At 45.6% G+C, this 24046-nt stretch carries 23 protein-coding genes; 15 read left to right on the top strand and 8 right to left on the bottom strand.

The genetic code is table 11. From position 1 onward, the window contains the following. Positions 1 to 3 precede the first annotated feature (3 nt). Entirely contained in the window at positions 4 to 1083 is a 1080-nt protein-coding gene (locus tag CWE13_RS06955) for a polysaccharide deacetylase family protein (RefSeq protein WP_126807148.1), read from the top strand. Between the two features lie 50 nt (positions 1084 to 1133). Here CWE13_RS06955 and plsB read toward each other — a convergent pair whose 3' ends face one another. Further along, positions 1134 to 3572: a glycerol-3-phosphate 1-O-acyltransferase PlsB gene (gene plsB / locus CWE13_RS06950; RefSeq protein ID WP_126807146.1), complete on the bottom strand. Its 2439-nt coding sequence runs from the start codon at positions 3570 to 3572 to the stop codon at positions 1134 to 1136. A gap of 216 nt (positions 3573 to 3788) precedes the next feature. On the opposite strand from plsB, the gene lexA reads away from it, so the two are divergent. The 6 genes from lexA (at position 3789) to CWE13_RS06920 (ending at position 9425) form a co-directional block, all read left to right on the top strand. Next, positions 3789 to 4412, top strand: coding sequence for a transcriptional repressor LexA (gene lexA, locus CWE13_RS06945; protein ID WP_126807144.1), 624 nt, complete (start codon positions 3789 to 3791; stop codon positions 4410 to 4412). Further along, positions 4409 to 4837, top strand: coding sequence for a hypothetical protein (locus tag CWE13_RS06940; protein ID WP_126807142.1), 429 nt, complete (start codon positions 4409 to 4411; stop codon positions 4835 to 4837). Before lexA ends, CWE13_RS06940 begins: the two co-directional genes overlap by 4 nt. A 385-nt stretch (positions 4838 to 5222) precedes the next feature. Further along, complete coding sequence (gene coxB / locus CWE13_RS06935) at positions 5223 to 6326, top strand: cytochrome c oxidase subunit II (protein ID WP_198677919.1); 1104 nt, start codon at positions 5223 to 5225, stop codon at positions 6324 to 6326. 11 nt (positions 6327 to 6337) lie between these two features. Next, positions 6338 to 7939, top strand: a complete 1602-nt coding sequence (ctaD, locus tag CWE13_RS06930; protein WP_126807138.1) for a cytochrome c oxidase subunit I — start codon at positions 6338 to 6340, stop codon at positions 7937 to 7939. A 6-nt stretch (positions 7940 to 7945) separates the two neighbouring features. After that, on the top strand, positions 7946 to 8527 hold the full coding sequence (locus CWE13_RS06925; RefSeq protein WP_126807136.1) for a cytochrome c oxidase assembly protein: 582 nt from the start codon (positions 7946 to 7948) through the stop codon (positions 8525 to 8527). A 10-nt stretch (positions 8528 to 8537) separates the two neighbouring features. Continuing rightward, the gene (locus CWE13_RS06920) at positions 8538 to 9425 is read left to right on the top strand and encodes a cytochrome c oxidase subunit 3 (protein ID WP_126807135.1); all 888 of its coding nucleotides are present in this window, start codon (positions 8538 to 8540) and stop codon (positions 9423 to 9425) included. Positions 9426 to 9463: 38 nt separating this feature from the next. Here the strand turns inward: CWE13_RS06920 and CWE13_RS06915 are convergent, their stop codons facing one another. Further along, positions 9464 to 9682, bottom strand: coding sequence for a DUF2909 domain-containing protein (locus CWE13_RS06915; RefSeq protein ID WP_126807133.1), 219 nt, complete (start codon positions 9680 to 9682; stop codon positions 9464 to 9466). Positions 9683 to 9703: 21 nt separating this feature from the next. Here CWE13_RS06915 and CWE13_RS06910 point away from each other — a divergent pair, with 21 nt between their 5' ends. From CWE13_RS06910 to CWE13_RS06890, 5 genes are read left to right on the top strand one after another with little or no spacing between them, the layout of a single operon-like run. Next, positions 9704 to 10456 (top strand): SURF1 family protein, encoded by a 753-nt coding sequence (locus CWE13_RS06910; protein ID WP_126807131.1) that lies wholly within the window; start codon positions 9704 to 9706, stop codon positions 10454 to 10456. Then, positions 10453 to 11022 (top strand): hypothetical protein, encoded by a 570-nt coding sequence (locus CWE13_RS06905; RefSeq protein WP_126807129.1) that lies wholly within the window; start codon positions 10453 to 10455, stop codon positions 11020 to 11022. Before CWE13_RS06910 ends, CWE13_RS06905 begins: the two co-directional genes overlap by 4 nt. Positions 11023 to 11068: 46 nt before the next feature. Next, the gene (locus tag CWE13_RS06900) at positions 11069 to 12076 is read left to right on the top strand and encodes a COX15/CtaA family protein (protein WP_420837036.1); all 1008 of its coding nucleotides are present in this window, start codon (positions 11069 to 11071) and stop codon (positions 12074 to 12076) included. Then, positions 12069 to 12959: a heme o synthase gene (cyoE, locus tag CWE13_RS06895; RefSeq protein ID WP_126807127.1), complete on the top strand. Its 891-nt coding sequence runs from the start codon at positions 12069 to 12071 to the stop codon at positions 12957 to 12959. Before CWE13_RS06900 ends, cyoE begins: the two co-directional genes overlap by 8 nt. A 12-nt stretch (positions 12960 to 12971) precedes the next feature. Continuing rightward, the gene (locus CWE13_RS06890) at positions 12972 to 13622 is read left to right on the top strand and encodes an SCO family protein (protein WP_126807125.1); all 651 of its coding nucleotides are present in this window, start codon (positions 12972 to 12974) and stop codon (positions 13620 to 13622) included. Positions 13623 to 13631: 9 nt separating this feature from the next. Here CWE13_RS06890 and ubiA read toward each other — a convergent pair whose 3' ends face one another. The 6 genes from ubiA to CWE13_RS06860 all read right to left on the bottom strand — a co-directional run bounded on the left by ubiA (position 13632) and on the right by CWE13_RS06860 (position 18589). Then, positions 13632 to 14504, bottom strand: a complete 873-nt coding sequence (gene ubiA, locus CWE13_RS06885) for a 4-hydroxybenzoate octaprenyltransferase (RefSeq protein WP_126807123.1) — start codon at positions 14502 to 14504, stop codon at positions 13632 to 13634. A 67-nt stretch (positions 14505 to 14571) separates the two neighbouring features. Then, positions 14572 to 15123 (bottom strand): chorismate--pyruvate lyase family protein, encoded by a 552-nt coding sequence (locus tag CWE13_RS06880; protein WP_157980943.1) that lies wholly within the window; start codon positions 15121 to 15123, stop codon positions 14572 to 14574. Between the two features lie 43 nt (positions 15124 to 15166). Beyond that, positions 15167 to 16015: a rhomboid family intramembrane serine protease gene (locus CWE13_RS06875; RefSeq protein WP_126807119.1), complete on the bottom strand. Its 849-nt coding sequence runs from the start codon at positions 16013 to 16015 to the stop codon at positions 15167 to 15169. Beyond that, a complete protein-coding gene (gene glpE, locus CWE13_RS06870; RefSeq protein WP_126807117.1) occupies positions 16012 to 16338 on the bottom strand; it encodes a thiosulfate sulfurtransferase GlpE in 327 nt (108 codons plus the stop codon). The genes CWE13_RS06875 and glpE overlap by 4 nt, the downstream gene beginning before the upstream one ends. Before the next feature lie 4 nt (positions 16339 to 16342). Beyond that, on the bottom strand, positions 16343 to 17368 hold the full coding sequence (tdh, locus tag CWE13_RS06865) for an L-threonine 3-dehydrogenase (protein ID WP_126807115.1): 1026 nt from the start codon (positions 17366 to 17368) through the stop codon (positions 16343 to 16345). A gap of 27 nt (positions 17369 to 17395) precedes the next feature. Next, positions 17396 to 18589, bottom strand: coding sequence for a glycine C-acetyltransferase (locus tag CWE13_RS06860; protein WP_126807114.1), 1194 nt, complete (start codon positions 18587 to 18589; stop codon positions 17396 to 17398). A gap of 242 nt (positions 18590 to 18831) precedes the next feature. Here CWE13_RS06860 and coaD point away from each other — a divergent pair, with 242 nt between their 5' ends. The 3 genes from coaD (at position 18832) to CWE13_RS06845 (ending at position 24007) form a co-directional block, all read left to right on the top strand. Beyond that, on the top strand, positions 18832 to 19323 hold the full coding sequence (gene coaD / locus CWE13_RS06855) for a pantetheine-phosphate adenylyltransferase (protein WP_126807112.1): 492 nt from the start codon (positions 18832 to 18834) through the stop codon (positions 19321 to 19323). Between the two features lie 174 nt (positions 19324 to 19497). Further along, positions 19498 to 21102: a phosphoenolpyruvate carboxykinase (ATP) gene (gene pckA, locus CWE13_RS06850; RefSeq protein WP_126807110.1), complete on the top strand. Its 1605-nt coding sequence runs from the start codon at positions 19498 to 19500 to the stop codon at positions 21100 to 21102. 154 nt (positions 21103 to 21256) lie between these two features. Beyond that, positions 21257 to 24007: a putative bifunctional diguanylate cyclase/phosphodiesterase gene (locus CWE13_RS06845; protein WP_126807108.1), complete on the top strand. Its 2751-nt coding sequence runs from the start codon at positions 21257 to 21259 to the stop codon at positions 24005 to 24007. Positions 24008 to 24046 lie beyond the last annotated feature (39 nt).

The raw sequence follows: 24046 nt of genomic DNA, 5'->3' as shown, positions 1-24046 counted from the left end.
TCGATGCGTATTGGACGTTTTGCTTTTATCTTAACACTTTTTGCCAGCTTAGTAGGGTGTTCACCAAGCTCAAGTTATGCCAGTGAAAACGCGCATGCATCTATATTGCTTTACCATCATGTAAGCGATAGTACACCGCGTATTACCAGTGTCACTGCCGACGAATTGCGTCAGCATCTAGAATATTTGCGTGATAACGATTTCACTGTAATTGATATTCGTGATGCGATTGCAGCGGCTAGAGGCGAGAAGGATATCCCGGAAAAATCAGTGGTGATTACATTTGATGATGCATATCAAAATATTTTTACCAATGGCAGGCCGATTCTGAATGAGTTTGATGTTCCATGGACTTTGTTCGTAACCACGGATCCAGTTGGCTCTCGGCCCGGGCAATACATGAGTTGGGATCAAATACGGGAATTGCATGAGGAAGGTGTGGTTATTGCGAATCATACCCTTGACCATGGGCATTTACCGCGCCGAGAAGGCGGTGAAAGCGAGCGTGAATGGTTATCGCGAATGCGGGATAATATCCTTTCGGCGGAAGCTAAAATTAAAGAAGAAGTGGGTGTGAGCCATAAATTATTTGCATACCCATACGGTGAGTATGATAACAAATTGGCGGATTTAGTTGCAGAACTGGGTTTCGTTGGTTTTGGTCAACATTCTGGTGGATTTGGCCCTACAAGTGATTTTCGTGCAATTCCTCGGTTTGCGGCGGCAGGTATGTATGCAAATTTAGATACTTTAGGTGCAAAAATGGCCGCACTGTCATTGCCGGTAAAAAAGGCCGATTATCGCGATACATTGCTTCGGCATGATGAAACTAAGCCGAAATTAACGCTTACCGTAGATACCAGTGATTTTAACCGTAACCAGTTAAATTGCTTCATCGGCGGGCAACCGCACGCACCTGATTGGGAAAATGATTCGACGTTTAGCATTGTTGCTAGCGAGCCACTACGGGTGGGCCGCGGCCGATATAACTGTACCGCACCAAGCAAAACGTATTCAGGACGTTTCTATTGGTACTCTATTCAATGGATTCGGCCTGACGCTCAAGGCGGATGGCCAGACTAGCTTATCGGTGAAAGATCAAAAAGGCCCTTTGTGGGCCTTTTTGTTATGCGTTATTTCGCTAAAACACGTGTAACTGAATCGCGAATCGTTTGTTGAATTTGGCTGCCCAGCAAGGCATCAATTTCATCACTGAGCGAAGCGGTGCGTGCATCGGAAGTGAAATCTCCGGTGTCGGTAACATCAATATAACGCTCTGTTTTTAATGTACCTACCAAGGTACTAAATACGCGTTTATCGTAAAACTCAGGTGCATCAATACCGTGCCGAGCGCCAATGCGAGCGCCAATACTCTCACTATGCTGTTCGAGTTCACTACGTGATAAGGCGCTGGATTGTTGCAGGAGTTCAAGCACTATCGCGTAGCGAACAAGCGTTTCTTCTGCGGCATTCGCGAGCAGCGTAAGCTGAACATATTCTGGTTTGTTGCGTTGCGCTAACGTTAATAGTTCGCCTTCCTGAGTTAACCAATTTTGCGTCACAAACTCTTCGCAAAGCGCCGCAACCCACAAATCAAGGCAGCTACTGTGGCGATTTAAAAACAACTCAGCTTCCAGCATCGGGTAAACCTTATGAATAAATGCTGCCGCCTCTGGAGCTGTAAATGGTTTACCTTTGCGTGCAAACCTTGCCAATAATGCTGGCACGATAAACATGTGGAGAATGTTGTTGCGATAGTAAGTAAGAGTTATTGCTTGCGTTTGATCTACGCTCACCACGGATCCGGATGCGCTATCAGTTACAGCAAACTTGTTCATCTTTTGCAGATGCTCCCAGATTGAATCTATAGACCATTCGGGCACATGAATGTCTTTACTGAAAGGCACTTCGCGCTGCAACTTAAGGTAGCACTGAATTTGGTTGAGAAGTTCTTCACGCGTTAAGGTGTTGCGTTCTGCACTAAGCAAAACTAAGCCGGTTAGGTTAATACTGTTTAGCGCGGCACCATCGTTAATACGGCGCATCATAATGTCGGCTAAATCATTTACCATCGGCGTTAACCAACGCGGCTTTGCCGGCTCTTCAGCACCATGAGTTACGGAATCGCGCCAATTTGGTTGCGCGTTATCAAGATATTCAGAAAGCCGCAGTGGTTCACCGAATGTCACGAATCCATGACCAAAATTTCGTAATTTACGCAAAATACCAAACACTTGAAAAACTGACTCTTTTTCTTTGTTGGCACCTTTGAGTTCACCATGATAAGTACTAACTTCCATCACGTGCTCGTAGCCAAGATATACCGGCACAAAGGTGATTGGCCGGGTGACACCCCGTAGCTGACTTTGTAATGTCATGGCCAACATGCCTGTTTTTGGTTGCAGTAAACGACCCGTTCGGCTTCGCCCACCCTCCATGAAATACTCTACGGCGTAGCCTTTTTGAAATAGGCGCGTCAGGTACTCTCGAAATACTGTGGAATAGAGCTTGTTGCCGCGGAAGCTCCGGCGCAAGAAAAACGCACCACCACGCCGGAAAATATTACCCACAGGGAAAAAGTTAAGATTTACACCAGCGGCAATATGGGGTGGAACTAAACCCTCTTTGTAGATTACAAAGCTAAGTAACAAGTAATCCATGTGGCTACGATGGCAAGGCACATAAACAACTTCATGACCATCTTGTGCAAGTTTCCGAATGGTTTCACCATTTTTTACCGTAATCCCATTATAGATTTTGGTCCATAACCAGGTAAAAAAGTGATCGGCAAAGCGTACCAATCCTTCACGATAATCAGCGGCGATTTCATGTAAGTATCCGCGAGCTCGTTTAACGGCTTCTTTTTCTGAGATTTTTCTCGAACGAGCTTCTTCTGTAATGGCAGCCCGAATCGCTGAGGTTTCTAGAAGATCTTGAATCATCGCTTCGCGACCAAGAAGTTTCGGGCCCGCTACTGCATAACGTAACCGAGCGAAATGGGTACGGGCAACGCGCGTGAGCTTGTGGGCTAATTCATGTTCGCTACTATGGCTATCCGCCATGGTTCGTAAACTAACCGGACGAGATACTCGGGCTAAAATATTCCGGCCCGAAAAAAGAACCAGCCAAAATTTCTTAAACTTGCCCGGCACTTCAATATCAGCCGTCATTGCGCGGCCTTCGTTATGTTCGCGGCCGGGCTCCCGGCCCCAGAATAATGCCAGCGGATGCATGTGCACATTGTAACTCTTGTGAACTTGATGCAACTGCATTAACTCTACAAACGCTTCTTGTGGTGTTTGCTCTAGCCGATGCTTTGGGTCTTCTAAATAAAGCACGCGATCATAGTATTTACCATTGATGTACAGTGGCTCTGTAGGATCGGGAAGGCCTAGCTCTAATGCACTCTTTCTGGCCACTACTAAATCGGTAGCCGATGGACCTCGCATAACATAGACAACATGATCGGGAGCTGAGGGAGCCGCATCATGGGCGTCTGCGATTGCTTTTACCTTGGTCATCCAAGTAACCGGCAAACGCAGTAATTTATAGATTAAAGAAGTTGTTCTCATTTCTACTCCGGAAGCATTCGCGATCATTCAACTCAACGGCCACTGAGCTTAATTATCGCATTGTAAGGCGTGTTGCCTCAACGAACTTTATTGTAATCAAAGAATACCATTTTTCAGCCCGTGGTGTTGTTCTGAATATAAATGTTCAAAAAAAGTTGCACAGCAGTAATTACTGTATATACTAACAGTGTACTGTATGAAAACACAGGTGATGATATGCGCCCTTTGACGCCAAGACAGCAACAAATATTGGATATGATTCGAACCAACATAGAAGCAACCGGTATGCCACCAACGCGTGCTGAGATTGCAACTCGATTGGGTTTCCGTTCGGCCAACTCAGCTGAAGAGCATTTGAAAGCGCTTGCTAAAAAAGGCGTTATTGAAATGATGCCTGGTATGTCGCGGGGTATTCGCCTGATTCAAGATGAGGTGGCGATTGCCGAGAGTTTAGGTCTGCCATTGATCGGGCAAGTTGCCGCAGGTGAACCTATTCTAGCGCAACAGCACATTGAATCGCATTATCAAGTAGATCAATCCATGTTTCATCCGCACGCAGATTTTCTTTTGCGAGTGAATGGCATGAGTATGAAAGATATCGGCATCCTTGATAATGATATTTTAGCTGTTCACAAAACGAATGAAGCGCGTAACGGGCAAATAGTAGTTGCACGTGTAGATGATGACGTAACGGTTAAACGCTTTGAGCGCCGCGGTAATATGGTTTTATTACATCCTGAGAATGAAGAGTTTTCTATTATTCAGGTTGATTTAACTCAGCAATTTATGACCATTGAAGGGTTAGCGGTTGGTGTTATTCGAAATGGGGGTTGGTTATGAATCATTCTTCGGTTTCTCGTTGTTACGCACACCCAGGTGTGTGGGGCCACGAAGATATTAATTCGCATCAAAATCTAGGTGCTGAACAGAACTTACATTCGCAATTATGGGTTACGTTGAACACCATGAGCAAGCGCGATGATCAATGGATTACGGTGATTGGTAAAGCGCCTCGTACATTAATTGCGCAGTTGATTGCCTCAGGTGTCCGACCAGATCGTATTCGTCGAGTCAACACAACCAGTAATGAAGCTGCACTTTGGGCGACGGAACAAGCGCTACTGATCAACAATAGCCAGTTAGTAATTGCTTGGTTAAATCCGTGCGCAGGCCGCGAAAAACAAAGGCTTCAGCTCGTGGCAAAAGCAAGCCAAGCGATCAGCTTTTTGTTCACGCCGGATGATTTCCCAACAGCAATTCATTAAATCTCTCTCCACATTCCTTTGATATTTTCAGAGGAGCCCAAGGGGTTGTTAAAAACAACCCCTTTTTTATTAACATTTTTGGTGGTATTTTGTTCCACATCAAAATACCCGCTGTGGTTACGATGTTGTTCACTCAGAAAGCACTTTCTAAGTGATTCGTATCAGCGACTTGATAAACCTAAATAATAAGTGCGCTTAGCGCACAAGAACAATAAACAAAGGGTTATGCAAGAACTGATATTTCGGGGAAAGTTGTTCTGTTCTTGTTGACCTCTTTGTTCTTTTTCACTGTAACGTGTTGCCCCTCAAGGCGTTGCAAGAAAAGACTAAGAGGAGAAGTCGAGTGAAAGTAAGACTAACCAGCCTATTCATTGGTTTGGTAGCGATGTTTACTTCTGCAATCGCTAGCGCCGGTCAAGGCTCTCAGTTAAATCTTACCCGTGGCGTTACCGATATCAGCCAAACTGTGTACAGCCTACACATGCTGGTTTTCTATATCTGTGTTGCTATTGGTGTAATCGTTTTCGGTGCGATGTTTATATCTATTTATCGCCACCGGAAAAGCCGTGGAGTTGAGCCTGCAAAATTTCACGATAATCTACGTGTTGAAATAGCATGGACGGTTATCCCGTTCCTGATTTTGATTGGTATGGCTGTTCCGGCAACGATTACGTTATTGGAAATGGATGATACTGCAGATTCAGATTTGAGCGTATTGATTACTGGTTCACAGTGGCGTTGGCATTACAGTTACTTAGATTATGACGTTGAGTTTCTAAGTAATATGGCTACGCAGCGAGAGCAAATATACGGTCGCCTTCCACAAACTGAAAACTATTTACTTGAAGTAGATCGGCCATTGGTTGTTCCAGTAGGCAAGAAAATTCGGTTTCTGATTACCTCTGATGACGTTATTCACTCATGGTGGGTGCCAGAGTTTGCTGTGAAAAAAGATGCAAACCCTGGTTACATCAATGAAGCATGGACACGGATAGACGAGCCTGGCATTTATCGGGGGCAATGCGCCGAGCTATGTGGTCGAGACCATGGATTTATGCCTATCGTGGTTATTGCGAAAGAGCCTGCGGAGTTTGAGGCTTGGATCCAAGGCGAAGAGCAACGTTTAGCCGATGCCCGAGAAGAAGAAGAACGTTTGCTATCAATGGAAATGAGTGAAGATGAACTCATGTCATTGGGTGAGCAGGTGTATCTTTCTCAGTGTGCAGCATGTCACCAACCAAATGGCCAAGGCGTCCCAGGTGTATTCCCAGGGCTTGCTGGTGTTGGGGTGTCTGTTGGCGATCAAAACGCCCATATTGATATCGTGGTGAACGGTTCTGCCGGAACGGCCATGCAATCGTTCCGTAATAACTTGAGCATGCGTGAGCTTGCAGCGGTTATTACTTACGAGCGAAATGCTTGGGGTAATAATACCGGTGATTTAGTACAAGCGGCGGATATTCATCAGTTCATTCAGGGTAACCAATAAGGGGCATAGCTATGAGCACTACAGTATCTGATACCCATAGCGCCCACGATGCGCATGATGATCATCACGATCATAAACCTACAGGTATAAAACGGTGGCTATTCACCACCAACCATAAAGATATCGGTTCGATGTATTTATGGTTTAGTTTTTTAATGTTCCTCGTTGGCGGCAGTATGGCGCTAATGATTCGAGCAGAATTATTCCAGCCAGGAATGCAGATAATTGATCCGCATTTCTTCAACCAAATGACCACCATGCACGGTGTGATTATGGTGTTCGGTGCCGTTATGCCAGCATTTGTTGGTTTAGCGAACTGGATGATTCCAATGATGATTGGTGCGCCGGATATGGCGTTACCGCGAATGAACAACTGGTCGTTCTGGATACTACCATTTGCATTCTTAATCATGTTGTCGTCATTCTTTATGCCAGGTGGAGCACCTGCTTTCGGCTGGACATTCTACGCACCACTTTCAACCACCTACAGCACGGATTCAACTGCGTTATTTGTGTTTAGTATGCATATCATGGGCATGAGTTCGATTATGGGCGCGATTAACGTAATCGTAACCATTATGAACATGCGTGCGCCGGGTATGAACTACATGAAAATGCCGTTGTTTGTGTGGACCTGGTTTATTACTGCATTCTTACTAATTGCAGTAATGCCGGTGCTCGCTGGCGTGGTAACTATGGTGTTGACCGATAAATACTTTGGAACTAGTTTCTTTGATGCAGCTGGTGGTGGTGATCCGGTGTTGTTCCAGCACTTGTTCTGGTTCTTCGGGCACCCAGAAGTATATATTATGATCTTACCGTCTTTCGGTATCGTTTCTGCGATTATTCCAGCGTTTGCTCGGAAACCGTTATTCGGCTATGCATCCATGGTTTATGCTACGGCTTCTATCGCGGGCTTATCCTTCTTGGTGTGGGCTCACCACATGTTCACAACCGGTATGCCAACCTTCGCTTCGCTCTTCTTCATGTATATGACGATGTTGATCGCGGTACCTACGGGTGTGAAGGTATTTAACTGGGTGAGTACCATGTGGCGAGGGGCAATGACATTTGAAACACCCATGTTGTTTTCTTTGGCCTTTGTAATCCTATTTACCATCGGTGGTTTCTCGGGAATCATGTTGGCGATAACCCCCGTTGATTATCAATATCACGATACCTATTTCGTAGTGGCACATTTCCACTATGTTCTGGTAACGGGTGCGGTGTTCTCTATCATGGCGGCCGCCTACTATTGGTTACCGAAATGGTCGGGCGTTATGTACGATGATTTCCTCAGTAAACTTCATTTCTGGTGCTCGCTGATTTCTGTAAATATCTTGTTCTTCCCAATGCACTTTGTTGGTTTGGCAGGTATGCCTCGGCGAATCCCTGATTACGCAATTCAGTTTGCGGATATCAACCAGATCGTAAGTATTGGTGGTTTCCTATTCGGTTTCTCGCAACTTATTTTCCTTGCCGTAGCGCTAAAATGCGCGTTCAAGAAAGGTAAGCCTGCACCAGCTAAACCATGGGAAGGCGCGGAAGGTTTGGAATGGACTGTGCCGTCGCCAGCGCCTTACCATACCTTCGATGTACCACCTAAGGTGTAATGTTTTATGAGCGAACATGAATCCAACGAGCAAAAGCATGAGCGCGGTAATAGCCGAGTCATTACTCGGCTATTAGCCTCGGTCATGTTGATGTTTGCCTTTGGTTTTGCTCTTGTGCCGCTGTATGAAAAGTTTTGCGAAATAACCGGTTTTAACGGGCGCACAACAAATACAGCTTCACAAACGAACGAAGGCATGAATGTTGATGAAACACGGGTTGTTACGGTGGAGTTTCATACGCGGGTAAGCCGTGGAATTCCATGGGAATTTCACCCGGAAGTTCGTTCTATACGTGTACACCCAGGGGAAGTAAAAACGGTTAATTTCATTATTGAGAATCGAACCGATAAAGCGGTAATCGCACAAGCGTTACCTTCTGTTTCTCCTGGCGAAGCGTCGTTGTACTTAAACAAAACTGAGTGTTTTTGTTTTGAGCAACAACCTTTAGCCGCGGGAGAGCGGGCAGTAATGCCAATGCAGTTTTATCTGGATCCCGATCTACCCGATCGAATCCATCGCTTCACATTGTCTTACATGATGTATGACCTGACCGAGCAAGGGCAGGCAACTGCTAACTTGTCGGAATGAGGGAAATTCAATGAGTACAAAAAAAGAAGAATATTCAAAATATTACGTACCTGATCAGAGTATCTGGCCAATAGTAGGCGCGCTTGCGCTTGGCCTGATTGCATTTGGGGCTGGCCATTTCACCATAGAAGCTTCGAAGCAAGAAGCCGGTTACGGCCACTATATTCTTGGTGCAGGCTTGTTAGTGCTGCTAATTATGCTGGTGGGTTGGTTTGGCGATCAAATTCGCGAATCACGCCAAGGTTTGTATAACGCGCAGCTTGGTCGCTCATACAAACAGGGCATGAGCTGGTTTATCTTTTCTGAAGTAATGTTTTTCTTAGCATTCTTCGGCGCCTTGTTTTATGCACGCATGATCGCTGTGCCATGGCTTGGCGGTGCGAGTAATAACGTTTCTACCGGTGAGATTTTGTGGCCAGCTTTTGAAGCTATTTGGCCTCTAACAACCACACCTGATGGAACAACTACGCAAGCGATGGGTTGGTTTGGATTACCGTTAATGAACACCGCTATCTTGGTGGTTTCTTCAGTAACCTTGCACTTCGCTCATGTGGCTTTAGAAGAAAATAAGCGTAAAGCACTTACTAATTGGTTAATTTTAACCATAGTGTTGGGTTTAATTTTCTTAGGCTTCCAAGGTTACGAGTACGTGCACGCTTATCGTGATCTAGGCCTTACCATGCAATCAGGGATTTACGGTAATACATTCTTCCTGCTTACCGGCTTCCATGGTTTACACGTAACGCTCGGCGCGATTCTACTCATTATTATGTTAGGGCGTGTTCTTGCTGGCCACTTTACCAAAGATGACCAATTTGGTTTCCAAGCTGCGGCTTGGTACTGGCACTTTGTGGATGTGGTGTGGCTACTGTTATTTGTATTCGTTTATATTATTTAAACCCATACAAAACAGTTTAGAGAAGGTGGCGCCCCTGCTTAGTAGGGGCGCTGATTTAGTGACGTAATATCAAATGCAAGCGCTAGGATGATGATTAGGATGATGAGCGCTGAAAAGCCAACCCGCTTCCCAATATAGAACGTCATTGGTGGCGCGTCAGGGTCATTCTTTAAGGCGCTAAATAAGCCTCGAAATAGATTTGCGATGATATAGAGCAGTAATGCAACGAGTAGTATTTTGAGAATTATATCTAACACGGCAGGTCCTCAGAAGTTGTTATGAAAGTACTTCGCCTTGGTTCATTATTATTTCGCATCCATATTGGAGCGATGCTAATTACTTTGCTTGCGATTGCAGTGATGGTCAAGCTCGGTTTTTGGCAAATTGACCGTGGCCAAGAAAAGCAAATGATTATGGATCGCCACGCAGCCGCTGAAAACTACTCATCAATAACGCTAGATTCATTGGATTCTCTAGCTTCTTCGCCGGATGAAAAAGTATCGTTACGAGCAACACTTCATCCGGAATATCTTTTTTATATTGATAATCAAATTCAGCAAGGTCGCGCGGGCTATCATGTACTTGCACTTGCTACCAACGCTGAACTCTCGCCGTGGTTGATTCCGGTTAATTTAGGTTGGATTCCTGCTGGGCAAAATCGAGCTGATATTCCCCAAATAGAAATGGCAACAGATGAAATTGAGGTATTTGGGCGCGTACGTATCCCAGCGGATAGCCCGTTTATATTGCAAGAACAGCAATTCAATGCAGAAGATTGGCCGATGAGAATTCAATACCCTGAGCTGGCAAAAATGAGAGAACAATTACAGTTGCCGTTGGCAGATTTTATCGTTCTACAATCACCAGATGCAGATATTGGGTTTGTAAGAGATTGGCCGGTAGTTGTGATGACACCACATCGCCATTACGCATATGCAGTGCAGTGGTTCGGCTTAGCGTTAGCCGCACTGATAATCTTTTTAGTAGCAAGCCGGCATAAGCCAAAATCAGCTGGCAAGGAAAACTCATGACACCAGAAGAGAAAAAAGTAAAACGTAAAAGCCAACGTGTTCTGATAATTGTGGCTTTAATTTTTATACTGCCGTTAGCTGCTGCAAAGCTTGTGCTTTCCATGGGCTGGTATGAAACCGGGGTAAGCAATAAAGGTAATTTGGTAACGCCAGCAATTCAGCTTAGCGAAGCAGACAACGCTGCGCTGCCGGATAAATGGCGTATCGCCTATCGAATGCCGGCAGAGTGTGGAACCGCTTGTGTAAACAGCCTATATGTAGCGAGTCAGTTGCACCATGCATTAGGCCGCCAACAAGAGCGTGTGCAGCCGATAGCGATAACAGGTAGTGGTTCAGCGCCTGGATTGCCGGAGTTACCGGCCGATAGCACTATGCTGTTAGTCAACGCGGAAGGTGTTCATGAAGCGCTTGAAAATTTGCCAGAGCACGCACTGTTGATTATCGATCCGGTAGGCAGTGTGGTGTTGTGGTATGCGGGTAGCGAAGATAGAAAAGATACGGTTATGAATGGCCGGGATCTGTTAAGTGACCTACAAAAATTACTCAAACTTTCACGAGTAGGGTAAAGTAACAAAATTGTTAATAACGGATGCATAAGAAGGATAAGAATAAATGGTGCAGCGTTTAGTTAAAATAGCCTTGGGGCTGGTGCTGGTGGTCATCATTCTTGGATCGTACACGCGTTTAACGGATGCGGGTTTAGGTTGTCCAGATTGGCCAGGCTGCTACGGTTACCTTACGGTTCCTCACAGTGAGGTAAAAGTTGGTGAAGCTCAGATGCGGTTTCCTGAGCGGCCGGTAGAGCATTTTAAAGCGTGGAACGAGATGGTTCACCGCTATGCAGCGGGAATATTGGGCTTACTCGTGCTTGCTATCGCTATTGCGGCGGTAATGCGTTTTCGCAAGCAAGGTGCGGGTAAGCCGCTAAAACTTCCACTAGCATTGCTCGCGATGATCATTTTTCAAGCCGCGCTTGGTATGTGGACAGTAACCATGAACTTGCAGCCAGTTATTGTTATGGGGCACTTGCTGGGTGGTTTTACAACTTTCAGCCTTTTGGTGCTGCTATACCTGCGAGAAAATCCACCTCGGTTAGCGCAGGAAGCGGCGCTACGCGGTTTGCAAGGATTAGCTGCTTTCGCACTGATTGTAGTGATTGCGCAAATTGCTTCAGGAGGATGGGTAGCGGCAAACTATGCTGCTTTAGCGTGCACTAACTTGCCAATTTGTGAAGGAAGCTGGAGTGAACGGTTAAATTTTGCGGGTGCTTTCTCGTTACCAGAAGCCGACAACTATGAGTTTGGTGTGCATAGCTATAATGAGCGCATGACCATGCATATTGTTCATCGCTTTGGCGCTATTCTAGTGATGGCGGTAATGCTGTGGCTTCTGACCAAGCTATGGCTTAATGCTACCAGTGCTTGGTTCCGTCGGGTGGCATTTTTGCTATCCACGTTGTTAGTTGTTCAAGTGCTACTGGGTATTACCAACGTATTGGCAAGTTTGCCACTCGTAGTAGCCGTTGCACATAACGCCGTGGGTGCGCTGCTAATGGTTACTTTAGTAGCACTTAATTTTGGCCTTTATCGGCTTAATAAAAAGGAGGTGAGCCATGGCTAATCAAGCTGCGCTAACCCAACGCGCCTCGTGGCGTGAATATCTCGAACTTACCAAGCCGCGTGTAGTTGCGTTGCTTTTACTTACCGCGTTAGTGGGCATGGCGCTTGCTACGCCTACGTGGGTAGCCGCTGACATTCTAATTCCAGCTATGCTCGGGATCGGGTTAATGGCAAGCTCAGCAGCGGCTATTAATCATTTGGTTGATCGGCATATCGATGCAAAAATGGCACGGACTTTACGGCGTCCGTTACCGACTGGGGCGCTTTCACCTAAAAAAGTACTCACCTTCGCCATGATTATTGGTGCGCTCGGTTATGTTGTGCTCGATGTGTTTGTGAATCGTATTACGGCTGTTTTAACCTTGGCTAGCTTAGTGGGTTATGCGGTGATTTATACCATGTATCTAAAACGTGCTACGCCACAGAATATCGTGATAGGTGGCCTAGCGGGTGCAGCGCCGCCCTTGTTGGGCTGGACAGCAGTAACAGGCGAAATACATGCTTATCCACTGTTGTTAGTGATGATAGTGTTTACATGGACGCCGCCTCATTTCTGGGCCCTCGCGGTTCATCGCGCGAAAGATTACGCTAAGGCGGAAATACCGATGTTGCCGGTAACGCACGGCATCGAGTTTACTAAAACCTGTATTTTGCTATACACCGTATTACTTGCTGCAGTTTGTGTATTACCGTATTTGATTGGCATGAGCGGATTAATCTATTTAGTAGGCGTATCCGTGCTGAATTTAGGTTTTCTTGCTTACGCACTGAAACTTAAATATAAGCCGAATAAGTTTACTGCTTTTAAGATGTTTAAATTCTCGATTTGGCATTTGATGGGCTTGTTTATTTTATTGTTGGTCGATCACTATTTCATGTACTAAAGGATTAATATCATGAACAAGGCACTTGGATTTATAGCGCTGTTTGCTGTTGCGGTAGTAGGTGCATTTAGTTACATTCAGCTGACGAGTAACAACCCGCCGGAGCTTGAATCAGCGAGAATTTACGATCAGGCGCGGCCGATTTCGCCATTCGTTCTGGAAGGAACGGGTGGCGCTGATGTTGAAAATCAAGCGCTTCTTGGTCAGTGGACTCTGATGTTCACGGGCTATACCTACTGCCCCGATATTTGCCCCACCACCATGGCTCAGTTGAAATCACGCTGGGCGGACATTGATGCGGCTACGGATCTACCCGTGCAAGTATGGATGATAAGCGTTGATCCGAAACGCGATGATATCGAGCGGGTAAGTATGTACATTGATTTTTTCGGTGAGGGGTTCTTCGGTGTTCGGGCGGAACATAAAGAACTTTTCCCGTTTGTTCGTGACATTGGCTTAATGTATTCACTGCCCGATGAAGATGAAACCGATTATTTAGTAAATCACAGTTCAGCAATCATATTGATAGATCCAAATGGCGAACAACAGGCGATCTTCCGGCCATCTCATGAGTTGGGGTCATTAGCTACTGTTAACCCCAATCACTTAGTCGATGATTTCCAGAAAATCGCACGTTATTTGGAACGGGAAAACAATTACTAAGCCCTGAAGTTAGGCGATACCGAAAGGTATCGGCAGCCAGTAATGTAACGCCAAACCGATCGCCACAACCATTCCGGCATAATGATTTTGTCGGAATGCGCGGAAACAAGCATCTGGATTACGCGAGCGAATGGTCCATATCTGCCAAGCAAAAAAGCCCGCCATTACCATAATTGATAGCCAGAACAGTGCCGTTGCCTGAATTAAATAGGCCACCGCAAGTAATAGAACAATAGTGCCGGTTTGTAATAACGCAATAGCTAGGATATCCCGGCTGCCGAACAGCACTGCTGTTGATTTTATTCCCGCCTGCAAATCATCTTCTCTATCGACCATCGCGTACTGGGTATCGTACGCCACTGTCCAAAGAGTGTTTGCTACAAACAAAACCCAACAGATAAGCGGCAAACTGTTTGATTCCGCGGCGAATGCCATGGGTATGGACATACTAAAGGCGGCGCCAAGAACAAACTGCGGTAAATGCGTAAAACGCTTAGCGAACGGATAAACAATAGCTAAGCCAACCGCCACAAAGCTCAGCAAGATGGTTAGGGTGTTCAACGTAAGCACCAGCATGAATGCAAGTGTAATGAGAATAATAAAGATAATAAGTGCTTCGGCAGAAGATACGGCACCAGTAGCCAGCGGTCGGCTGCGAGTGCGCGAAACTTTACCGTCTAGTTTCCGGTCTGCGAAATCGTTGATAACACAACCTGCGGAACGCATTAGAAATACGCCGGCAGCAAAAACGGCCACAAGGCGTACTGAGGGATCACCAACACCAGCAAGTAGCAATGCCCAGAACGTCGGCCAAGCTAAGAGCCAAGTGCCGATTGGTTTGTCCATTCGCATAAGTGCACGGTAATGATCAAAGCGAGTCATCTGAAGTTCTCCCAAACAAATTGCAAAAGCACGGGTTTACGCTAATTCACGATTTAATCTAGCAAGGTTAAGAATAGCAGGGAGCAGGTGAAAGAAACACTTCGGCAACTAAGATTGGTGTTTCCGGCAGGTGAAAACAACGGCGGCGCCCCCACAATGGCATTTGTGTTCCGCTTAATCGGTAATTCAGTTGGGCAACGCTGGAGGTTGCAGGAAACTGCGAAGCTTGAATATCGCCCGCTTCAATATCGGTTCGATTGAACAAGCGCTCCCCAAGCGGGTTGCTGCCCAAATTGATAAACTCGGAGCTTTTTTCAAGCCCTTGAAAGGGCAGAATACTGCGAGCAAACACCATCGGTTTAGCATTGCTGTAAAGCACTACTTCACGAATAGTAACAAGTTGTGGTTCAATATTCAGTGCTGCATATTCAGAAGCTTCAGCCATGGCTTGATACTGACCGAGAACTTCCACTTTAAATTCCCCTGGCAGCGATTTTAGTTTCTCTGTTAAGGAGCCGGCATCGCTAATCCAAGCATATATTGATGTAGGCGCTTGGCATGCATTCACAGGCTGCCAATTTGAGCCTAAGAGAATGGAATTTTGGCGTGTTCTTTCCATTGTTCTATATCGCGAGGGCTTTTTTTGCCTCGCTTTCCTCTTGTTAAAAGCGTCGAGAAATACTGGCTTTTTGTTGGTCGCGGAAGCGGATAATGAAACCAAGGATGATACCGCTGATAAGGCCGACGGCATGTGCTTGGTTCGCCACATTCACCCATAAGATATCGGTGTAACCGAGCAAGAGCCAACCGATCATAAAAATCAGTAAGAATGGCGGCAGCGAAAGTGGATGTGATGGCTTTTTCCAAGCCACCACCATAGCGAACCCGAGCAACCCATATACAACGCCCGAGAGACCGCCAAACAAAGGGCCTGACGAAACCCATTGGAAATAATTAGACACAACTGCAGTGATTAGCGTAACAACGGCTAAAATACCGGAACCGTAAGCTAATTCTGTGCGGCCTCCTAAATACCACCACCAAAATAGGTTAAACACTAAATGGGTTGCCGAAAAATGCAGCAAAATGGGTGTTACAAAGCGCCATGGTTGCCCTAAACTGAGTTCCGGAACCCCCCGAGGTGTAAAAATTAGCTGGGAAATAGTTTCGGTAGGGGCAATCAACCACTGCATCAGGGCTGTAATCAATACCGCTATGAACACGATAAAAGTTACAACGCCGGCCTGCTGAGCAAGAATTTTCCAAAGCGCCGGACCTTGCGCTTGTTTCGGTTGTGATTTTTGTTGGTGAATAAAATCACTGAGATTGGGTGGGTTAGCTTTGAATTCTCGAATAATCTCTTTGGCAACGGATTCGTAACCCGGTTGAATTAACATAAGTTCAAGAGCGCTTCCGCGCTCTACAACAGTAACGGGTACTCCGGCACGATGCAGAATTTGCTGCAACATTGCGATTTGTTGCGGATCGTTACTGCTGTATATTTTTTTCACAAACCGCTTTCCACTTTATCTGGATGCTGCGCGGCCCAAGCTGTCATGCCGCCATCTAAGCTAAACACTTGCTCAAACCCTTGCTCAGCAAGATATTGCCCGGCATTCTGACTGCTAATACCGTGATAGCAAACCACCACAAGCGGTTTCGAGAAATCTGCCGCCGCAACAAAATGCGGCAGATTCGTGTTACTCAATTGAATGGCCCCGGGAATATGCCCATTGGCAAAGGCGTTTGCGTCGCGAATATCAACAACTTGCGTTGATGAATCTGCGAGTAACGGCTCGGCTTGCTCGATTGGCATACATGCAAAGGTTCCCATCACATTAATCCCAATTTAGTATTACTTTGCCAGATTGGCCCGATAACATGGTATCGAATCCTTCCTGGAAATCATCCACAGAAAACTGGTGCGTAAGAATTGGCGATAGATCTAAACCCGATTGCAGAAGTGACGCCATTTTGTACCAAGTTTCAAACATCTCGCGGCCATAAATACCTTTGATCACCAAACCTTTAAAAATCACTTGGTTCCAATCAATCGCCATTTCACCTGGCGGAATACCGAGTAACGCTACTTTGCCACCATGGTTCATGGCACTGAGCATTTGATTAAACGCTACAGGTACACCCGACATTTCCAAACCCACATCAAAGCCTTCCGTCATACCAAGTTCTTTCATAACATCGGTAATTTTGGTGTTCTTTGTATTCACCGCTCGTGTCGCGCCCATTTGCGTGGCTAACTCCAAGCGATAATCGTTGATGTCAGTAATCACCACGTGGCGTGCGCCTGCATGTTTAGCAACCGCGGCCGCCATAATACCAATCGGGCCAGCACCAGTAATAAGTACATCCTCACCCACTAAATCAAACGAAAGGGCAGTGTGAACAGCATTACCGAAAGGGTCAAAAATAGAGGCTAAATCATCCGAAATTTCGTTCGGAATTTTGAATGCGTTATCGGCTGGAATAGATAAATACTCTGCAAACGCGCCCGTACGGTTCACGCCAACACCGGTGGTGTTTCTGCATAAATGGCGGCGGCCTGCGCGGCAGTTGCGGCAGTGCCCACAGGTAATATGGCCTTCGCCAGAAACTCGATCGCCAACACTAAAGCCTCGTACACCTTCGCCTACTTCAGCAACAACACCCACATATTCATGGCCTACCGTCATGCCAAGAGGAATGGTGTTTTGTGACCACTCATCCCATTTGTAAATATGCACATCGGTGCCGCAAATTGCGGTCTTTTTAATTTTGATCAACAGATCGTTGTAGCCACACGCCGGCATTTCAGCGTCGGTGAGCCACAATCCAGGTTCTGCTTTAAGTTTTGCAAGCGCCTTCATATTGAAATCCACTCCAGAAAATTTGTTTTAGTTTATCACACCTAACTCTTTACCTACGCGGATAAAGGCATCGATGGTTTTATCGAGTTGCTCACGGGTATGCGCAGCCGACATTTGGGTGCGAATTCGTGCCTGTCCTTTGGGTACTACCGGGAAGGAGAAACCAACAACGTAAATGCCTTCCTCGAGCATACGGTCGGCCATTTGTGATGCCAATTTAGCATCGCCCAACATAACCGGAATAATGGCATGATCAGCACCTGCGAGGGTAAACCCAGCAGCGCTCATGCGCTCACGGAAGTAGTTACTGTTATCGATTAACCGTTCGCGGAGTTCATCGCCTTCGCTCAGCATTTCGAGCACACGGATAGACGCGGTAACGATTGAAGGTGCTAGTGAGTTTGAGAATAAATACGGACGCGAACGTTGGCGCAGCCAATCAATCACTTCTTTTTTGCCTGAGGTAAAGCCACCAGAGGCACCACCGAGCGCCTTACCGAGTGTGCCGGTAATAATATCAACACGCTCAATCACGTTATGAAACTCATGGCTACCGCGGCCTTTCTTACCCACAAAGCCTACTGCATGAGAATCATCAACCATCACCAATGCGCCGTATTTATCAGCTAAATCACAAATGGCAGTTAGGTTGGCGATAATGCCGTCCATGGAAAACACACCATCGGTAGCGATTAATTTGTGTCGGGCGCCATCCGCATCTGCTTGCTGTAACTGTTTCTCTAAATCAGCCATATCGTTATTAGCGTAACGGAAACGTTTAGCTTTACATAAACGTACACCATCAATAATGCTCGCGTGGTTTAACGCATCAGAAATAATGGCATCTTCTGGGCCTAAAATAGTTTCAAAAAGGCCTGCATTCGCATCAAAACAAGATGAATAAAGAATGGTATCTTCAGTGCCAAGGAATTCACTGAGTTTGCTTTCTAGTGTTTTGTGAATATCTTGCGTGCCACAAATGAAGCGCACAGAGGCTACGCCGAAACCATGGCTATCTAACCCCTGCTTTGCAGCAGCAATAAGCTCAGGATTATTCGCTAAACCCAAGTAATTGTTTGCACAAAAGTTTAGAACCTTATGCCCGTTTACTTCGATTTCGGAATATTGGGAAGAGGCGATAATACGTTCGCTTTTATATAGCCCTTCCGATTTAACCTCGGCGAGCTGTTCACTGAGCTGGGTGTATAATGCGTCTTTCATTAACTTCTCCTAGATTTAAGTACGGGCTCATACGCGTAATGTGGGGTATTTTACGCTTCTCGCGCGTTCATTGCAGCACTCTTTCCATATTCATGGTTGAAAAAACAGGAATAGACGCTATTGTTCGTATCCGATACTCTTTTTACAAACTGATATTTGTAATCCATCTTGCGATGCAGCCATTTAACGAGAGCGCGTGACAGAATCTGCGATCATGCCTCCAAATAGAGAAAACGACACTTATGTACAGACGTGCCATTTATCCAGGAACTTTTGATCCGGTAACCAACGGCCATGTTGATTTAATTGAACGCGCCGCTAAGTTGTTTTCTGAGGTAATTGTTGGCGTAGCCGCAAATACCAGCAAACAACCCTTATTTACTCTTGATGAGCGTGTGGCCATGGTAGAGCAAACCACCGCGCATTTGGAGAATGTACGTGTAATCGGATTTACCGGTTTACTTGCGGAGCTTGCGCGTGAGCACAAAGCACACGTGTTAATTCGCGGGCTTCGTGCAGTGGCTGATTTTGAATATGAATTTCAGTTGGCGAATATGAATCGGCGTTTGAACCCTGATTTAGAAAGTGTGTTTTTAACGCCATCAGAAGAGAATTCATTTATTTCATCTACATTAGTTAAAGAAGTGGCATTACATGGTGGTGCGGTTGAACAATTTACCCATGAAAAAGTAGCGCGTGCCTTACATGAGAAATTTGCAGCTAAGCGTTCTTGAATGCGGCTGAAAGGCATATTCGGACTATCTTTATAAAGCAAAAACCGTTATTATTTCGCCTGAAAAAGCAACAGGTTTAAACCTAGATGATTAGTTCTAGGGCGTTGAAACACTGCTTTTTACTCATTCGCTATTTATTTGATACTTAACTTCGTACCCGCAGGAGCCCTTCGCATGACTGATCTGGATCTGAGCCAATATGGCATTACAGACGTCACCGAAATCGTTTATAACCCATCTTACGAACTACTTTTTACCGAAGAAACACGTGAAGATCTCGAAGGCTATGAACAAGGACGTGTTACCACTACTGGCGCGGTCGCCGTAGATACAGGCATTTTCACTGGCCGCTCTCCGAAAGATAAGTACATTGTGCGGGATGACACTACTCGCGATACAGTGTGGTGGTCGGATCAAGGTAAGAACGATAATAAAGCCATTACTCCGGAAACTTGGAATGAGTTAAAAGCGCTTGTAACTCAACAGTTGTCTGAGAAGCGTTTGTTTGTTGTAGATACCTATTGCGGTGCCAACCCAGATACGCGGCTTGCGGTTCGTTTTATCACTGAAGTGGCATGGCAAGCCCATTTCGTGAAAAACATGTTTATCCGCCCAAGCGATGAAGAATTAAAAACCTTTGTGCCTGATTTTGTAGTAATGAATGGTGCGAAGTGCACGAACCCTGATTTTGCCAAGCAAGGTTTAAACTCAGAAAACTTTGTAGCTTTTAACCTTACCGAGCGTATGCAATTAATTGGCGGTACTTGGTACGGCGGCGAGATGAAGAAAGGCATGTTCTCCATGATGAACTACTTCTTACCGTTGCAAGGTATTGCATCCATGCATTGCTCTGCCAACGTGGGTAAGGATAAAGATGTTGCCATTTTCTTCGGTTTATCGGGTACCGGTAAAACAACACTTTCAACTGATCCGAAGCGTGAATTGATTGGTGATGATGAGCACGGCTGGGACGACGACGGTGTATTCAATTTTGAAGGCGGCTGCTACGCCAAAACCATTAATTTATCAGAAGAAGCAGAGCCGGATATTTATCGTGCTATTCGCCGTGATGCATTATTAGAGAACGTAACGGTTCGTGATGATAACAGCGTTGATTTTGACGACGGTTCGAAAACAGAAAACACCCGAGTTTCATACCCGATTTATCATATCGATAATATCGTTAAGCCAGTTTCAAAGGCCGGCCATGCGAAGAAAGTTATTTTCTTAACCGCGGACGCATTTGGTGTGTTACCGCCGGTATCGAAATTAACTACCGAGCAAGCAAAATATCATTTCCTATCAGGCTTTACCGCTAAATTAGCGGGTACAGAGCGTGGAATTACTGAGCCTACACCAACTTTTTCTGCTTGTTTTGGCGCGGCATTTTTAAGCTTGCACCCAACTAAATATGCGGAAGTACTCGCCAAACGTATGGCGGATTCTGGGGCGGAAGCTTATTTAGTGAACACGGGATGGAACGGCTCGGGTAAGCGGATTTCTATTAAAGCAACGCGCGCTATCATTGATGCTATTTTAGATGGCAGTATTGAAGATGCGGAATTTGTGCAGTTACCATATTTCAATTTAGCGATGCCAACCGCGTTAGCGAATGTTGACGATAACAACATTCTAGATCCGCGTAAGACATATACTGACGCAGCCGAGTGGGATGCGAAAGCGATAGATTTGGCTACTCGTTTTGTGAATAATTTTGAGAAATTCACCGATAACGACGAAGGCAAAGCTTTAGTTGCTGCGGGACCGCAGTTACCTTAAACATTCGTTTTTTTGTAAAGAAGTAGCCGGCGAAAGCCGGCTTTTTTATTTTAATTGAAGAAGTTACCGAGATTCGCCAAGAAATCTAATCTTTGATTTTGAGAACGAAAGCGCATACACTCAAACCAAAATAATAACAAAAAGGTAACTTCCGTTGAAACGCCATGCGATCACGGGAAACAACTCGGCAATTGCTGTTTTTTACACTATTGTGGTGGCAGCTTTAATCACAGGTGTTATTGGCTTAGTCGTTTTTAGTTTGAAAGGCAAAAGCCAACCCTTAACCGAAGTTCTTTCTCCTACAGCTGCTTTTATTTCCCTCGCTACTGGGCTCTCACTTTTGGGTGCTGTTCGTGGCTTGCCTATATTGCGTTTTTGCTTTGGCCTCGTGGTTTTTGTGGGCTCAATCTATTCATCACTAAACAGCTCTCCGTGGGTTGAACTCCTCAACTCCGTAAATGGCCCAGAAACCAGCTTGCGCTGGCCAGTAACTGTATTTTTTATCCTCATCGGCGCGTGCTTAATTTTTGGTATCTCACCAACTAAAAGGCGTGTGCTTTGGCGGTTTGGTGGTTATAGCACCATGCTCGCAGGTTTAACTTATAGCTTAATGTGCTGGTATTCCGATTGGTTCACCTGGTTCGGCTCGCACCCGATGGTTGTTAGTGTGAGTGTGTTTTACTTATTTTTGTTTGGCTTAGCACTATTAATCGGCTCCTATCAAGATTCTGACAAAGGCGTGGTATTAAGCTGGCGGGCAATGGCGATGATGATCGCCAGTGTTACCGTGGTCTGTAGTACTTGGTTTATTCTTTCTGCCGCAGAGGTAAAACGGGTAGAAGAGCAAATTGTAGCCACAATGCAGTTAGCACAAGAAAACCGAGAGCGTGTGTTGTTAAACAATGTAAACATGATGCAGCGGTTAACTCAGCGCTGGCAGAATATATCGGAAGGCAAGCTCGATGCGCTCGTTGAACTCGATGTATCCAGCTATCTATCGGATATGCCACAGATTACTGCGATTATGTTAGTGGATACCGATAATGAAGTTCTTTATGAGCAATCAAAGCAGGATACCAGCAGTTACTGGCTTCTAGGTACGCCGGATGTTGCGAATTATTTTAGGGACACCGCGGGAACCTCAGGTGTTTTGATTCCATTAGAAAGTATTCGCGGGGAAGGAAATCCGGTCGTGCTCATGCGCCTACCCATTTTTCGTGATAACGAGCAAGGGCAACCTGCACTGTATGGATATGTTATTTCTATCTTTGATTTCCCGGCTCTGATTAATCCAGCGAAAGCCGATTATGAAAGTATCCTGCATTCGTACGCTAACATTGGCAGCCAGTATCTCTTGCGCGGTATGGGTGATTCTACCCATATTATTGATTTAAAAACTGAGCAACCGTTGTCCCTTTATCGGCATTCATTAGATATGGAAATACCGCTCGGCGGTGTTGTTGGATTGGTTGGCTTTTATTCCGGAGTGCAGGATTTACGCTCATTAGCGAACCTTTACACCATTGTAATTGCAAGTGGGTTGCTACTTTCCGCGCTTCTTGTGATTAGTATGGAAGCCAGCCAAACGTTGCGTTCACAACGGGGGCAGCTCAGGGTGCAAGCTACCCATGATGGTTTAACTGGGTTAGCAAATAGAGCAGTTTTAGAAGAGCGTTTACACGAGTGGTGCGAGCATACCATTCGTACAGGAAACGGCATTGCAGTAGCCTTTATCGATCTTGATGGGTTCAAGCCAGTAAATGATAGCTTAGGCTTGTTGGTGGGCGATAAGCTTCTGCAAGAAACGGCGCGTCGGCTGCAAGGATGTATGCGAAATGGCTCAATTGTAGGCCGTTTCGGTGGTGATGAGTTTATTGTTTTAATTCCTCGCTTACGCTCTGAACATCCGGTAACTGACCTTATAAATGAAGTCTTAACCAGTATTTCGCAACCCTACCATATTGATCAGTATCGCTTATATTTAACCGCGAGTATCGGTATCACCACGACGTTACAAAGCCCGCCAGATCCTAAGCAACTCATTCAACATGCTGATATGGCGATGTATCAAGCGAAGCGCCAAGGCAGGAACCACTATCAGTTTTATTCTAGTGAAATTAGCGAGCGGTTCCATTCTTCGGTTACGCTACGAAATGAATTGCAGCATGTGCTCGAACAGGGGGCTTTAAAACTTCATTATCAACCGATTATCCGCTGTGGTGATCGCAAAATCATCGGTTGCGAAGCCTTGCTTCGTTGGGAACGAGATGACGGCAGCTTTGTATCTCCGGCAGATTTTATTCCTTTAGCCGAGGATACTGGGCAAATAATTCCGATAAGTGCATGGGTATTGCAACAAGCATGTGAAGATGGCCTGAAGTTACGCGAGCTTGGTGATTTTTCTATGGCGGTGAATTTATCCGCCGTACAATTTAATCGCGCAAACTTTATTGAAGCCCTAACTCACACCTTGAACCTTACGGGTTTTCCAGCAAAAAACTTACATTTAGAACTCACTGAAAGTGTGCTTATGGAGGATTCAGGACGAGCGATTAAGCTTCTTGAATCGCTGAGAGAGCGTAAATTCAGTATCTCTATAGACGATTTTGGAACGGGCTTTTCAAGCCTCTCGTATTTAAAAATGTTACCCATCGATACACTAAAAATAGATCAAACCTTTATCAAAGATGTGTTGAGTGGTGAGCATGATGCAGCGATTACCAAAACAATCATTGGGATGGCGCAACAACTACATCTTACGGTAACCGCTGAAGGCGTAGAAACGCTCGAGCAAGCTGAGTTTGTAGAACAGGCGGGCTGCCACTTTATGCAGGGTTTCTATTTTGCACGGCCAATGCCGATGAATGAACTGATTGCATTAGTGGAGCAACAAAAGAACTTATAGTGCTACGAAATAGGAAGGGGGGTACTGCAACTGCAATAC

This window comes from Aliidiomarina shirensis, assembly GCF_003987345.1.
In the GTDB taxonomy this organism is placed as follows: domain Bacteria; phylum Pseudomonadota; class Gammaproteobacteria; order Enterobacterales; family Alteromonadaceae; genus Aliidiomarina; species Aliidiomarina shirensis.
The sequence above is the reverse complement of the archived record's forward strand: the minus strand, read 5'-3'. Positions and strand labels throughout refer to the sequence as shown.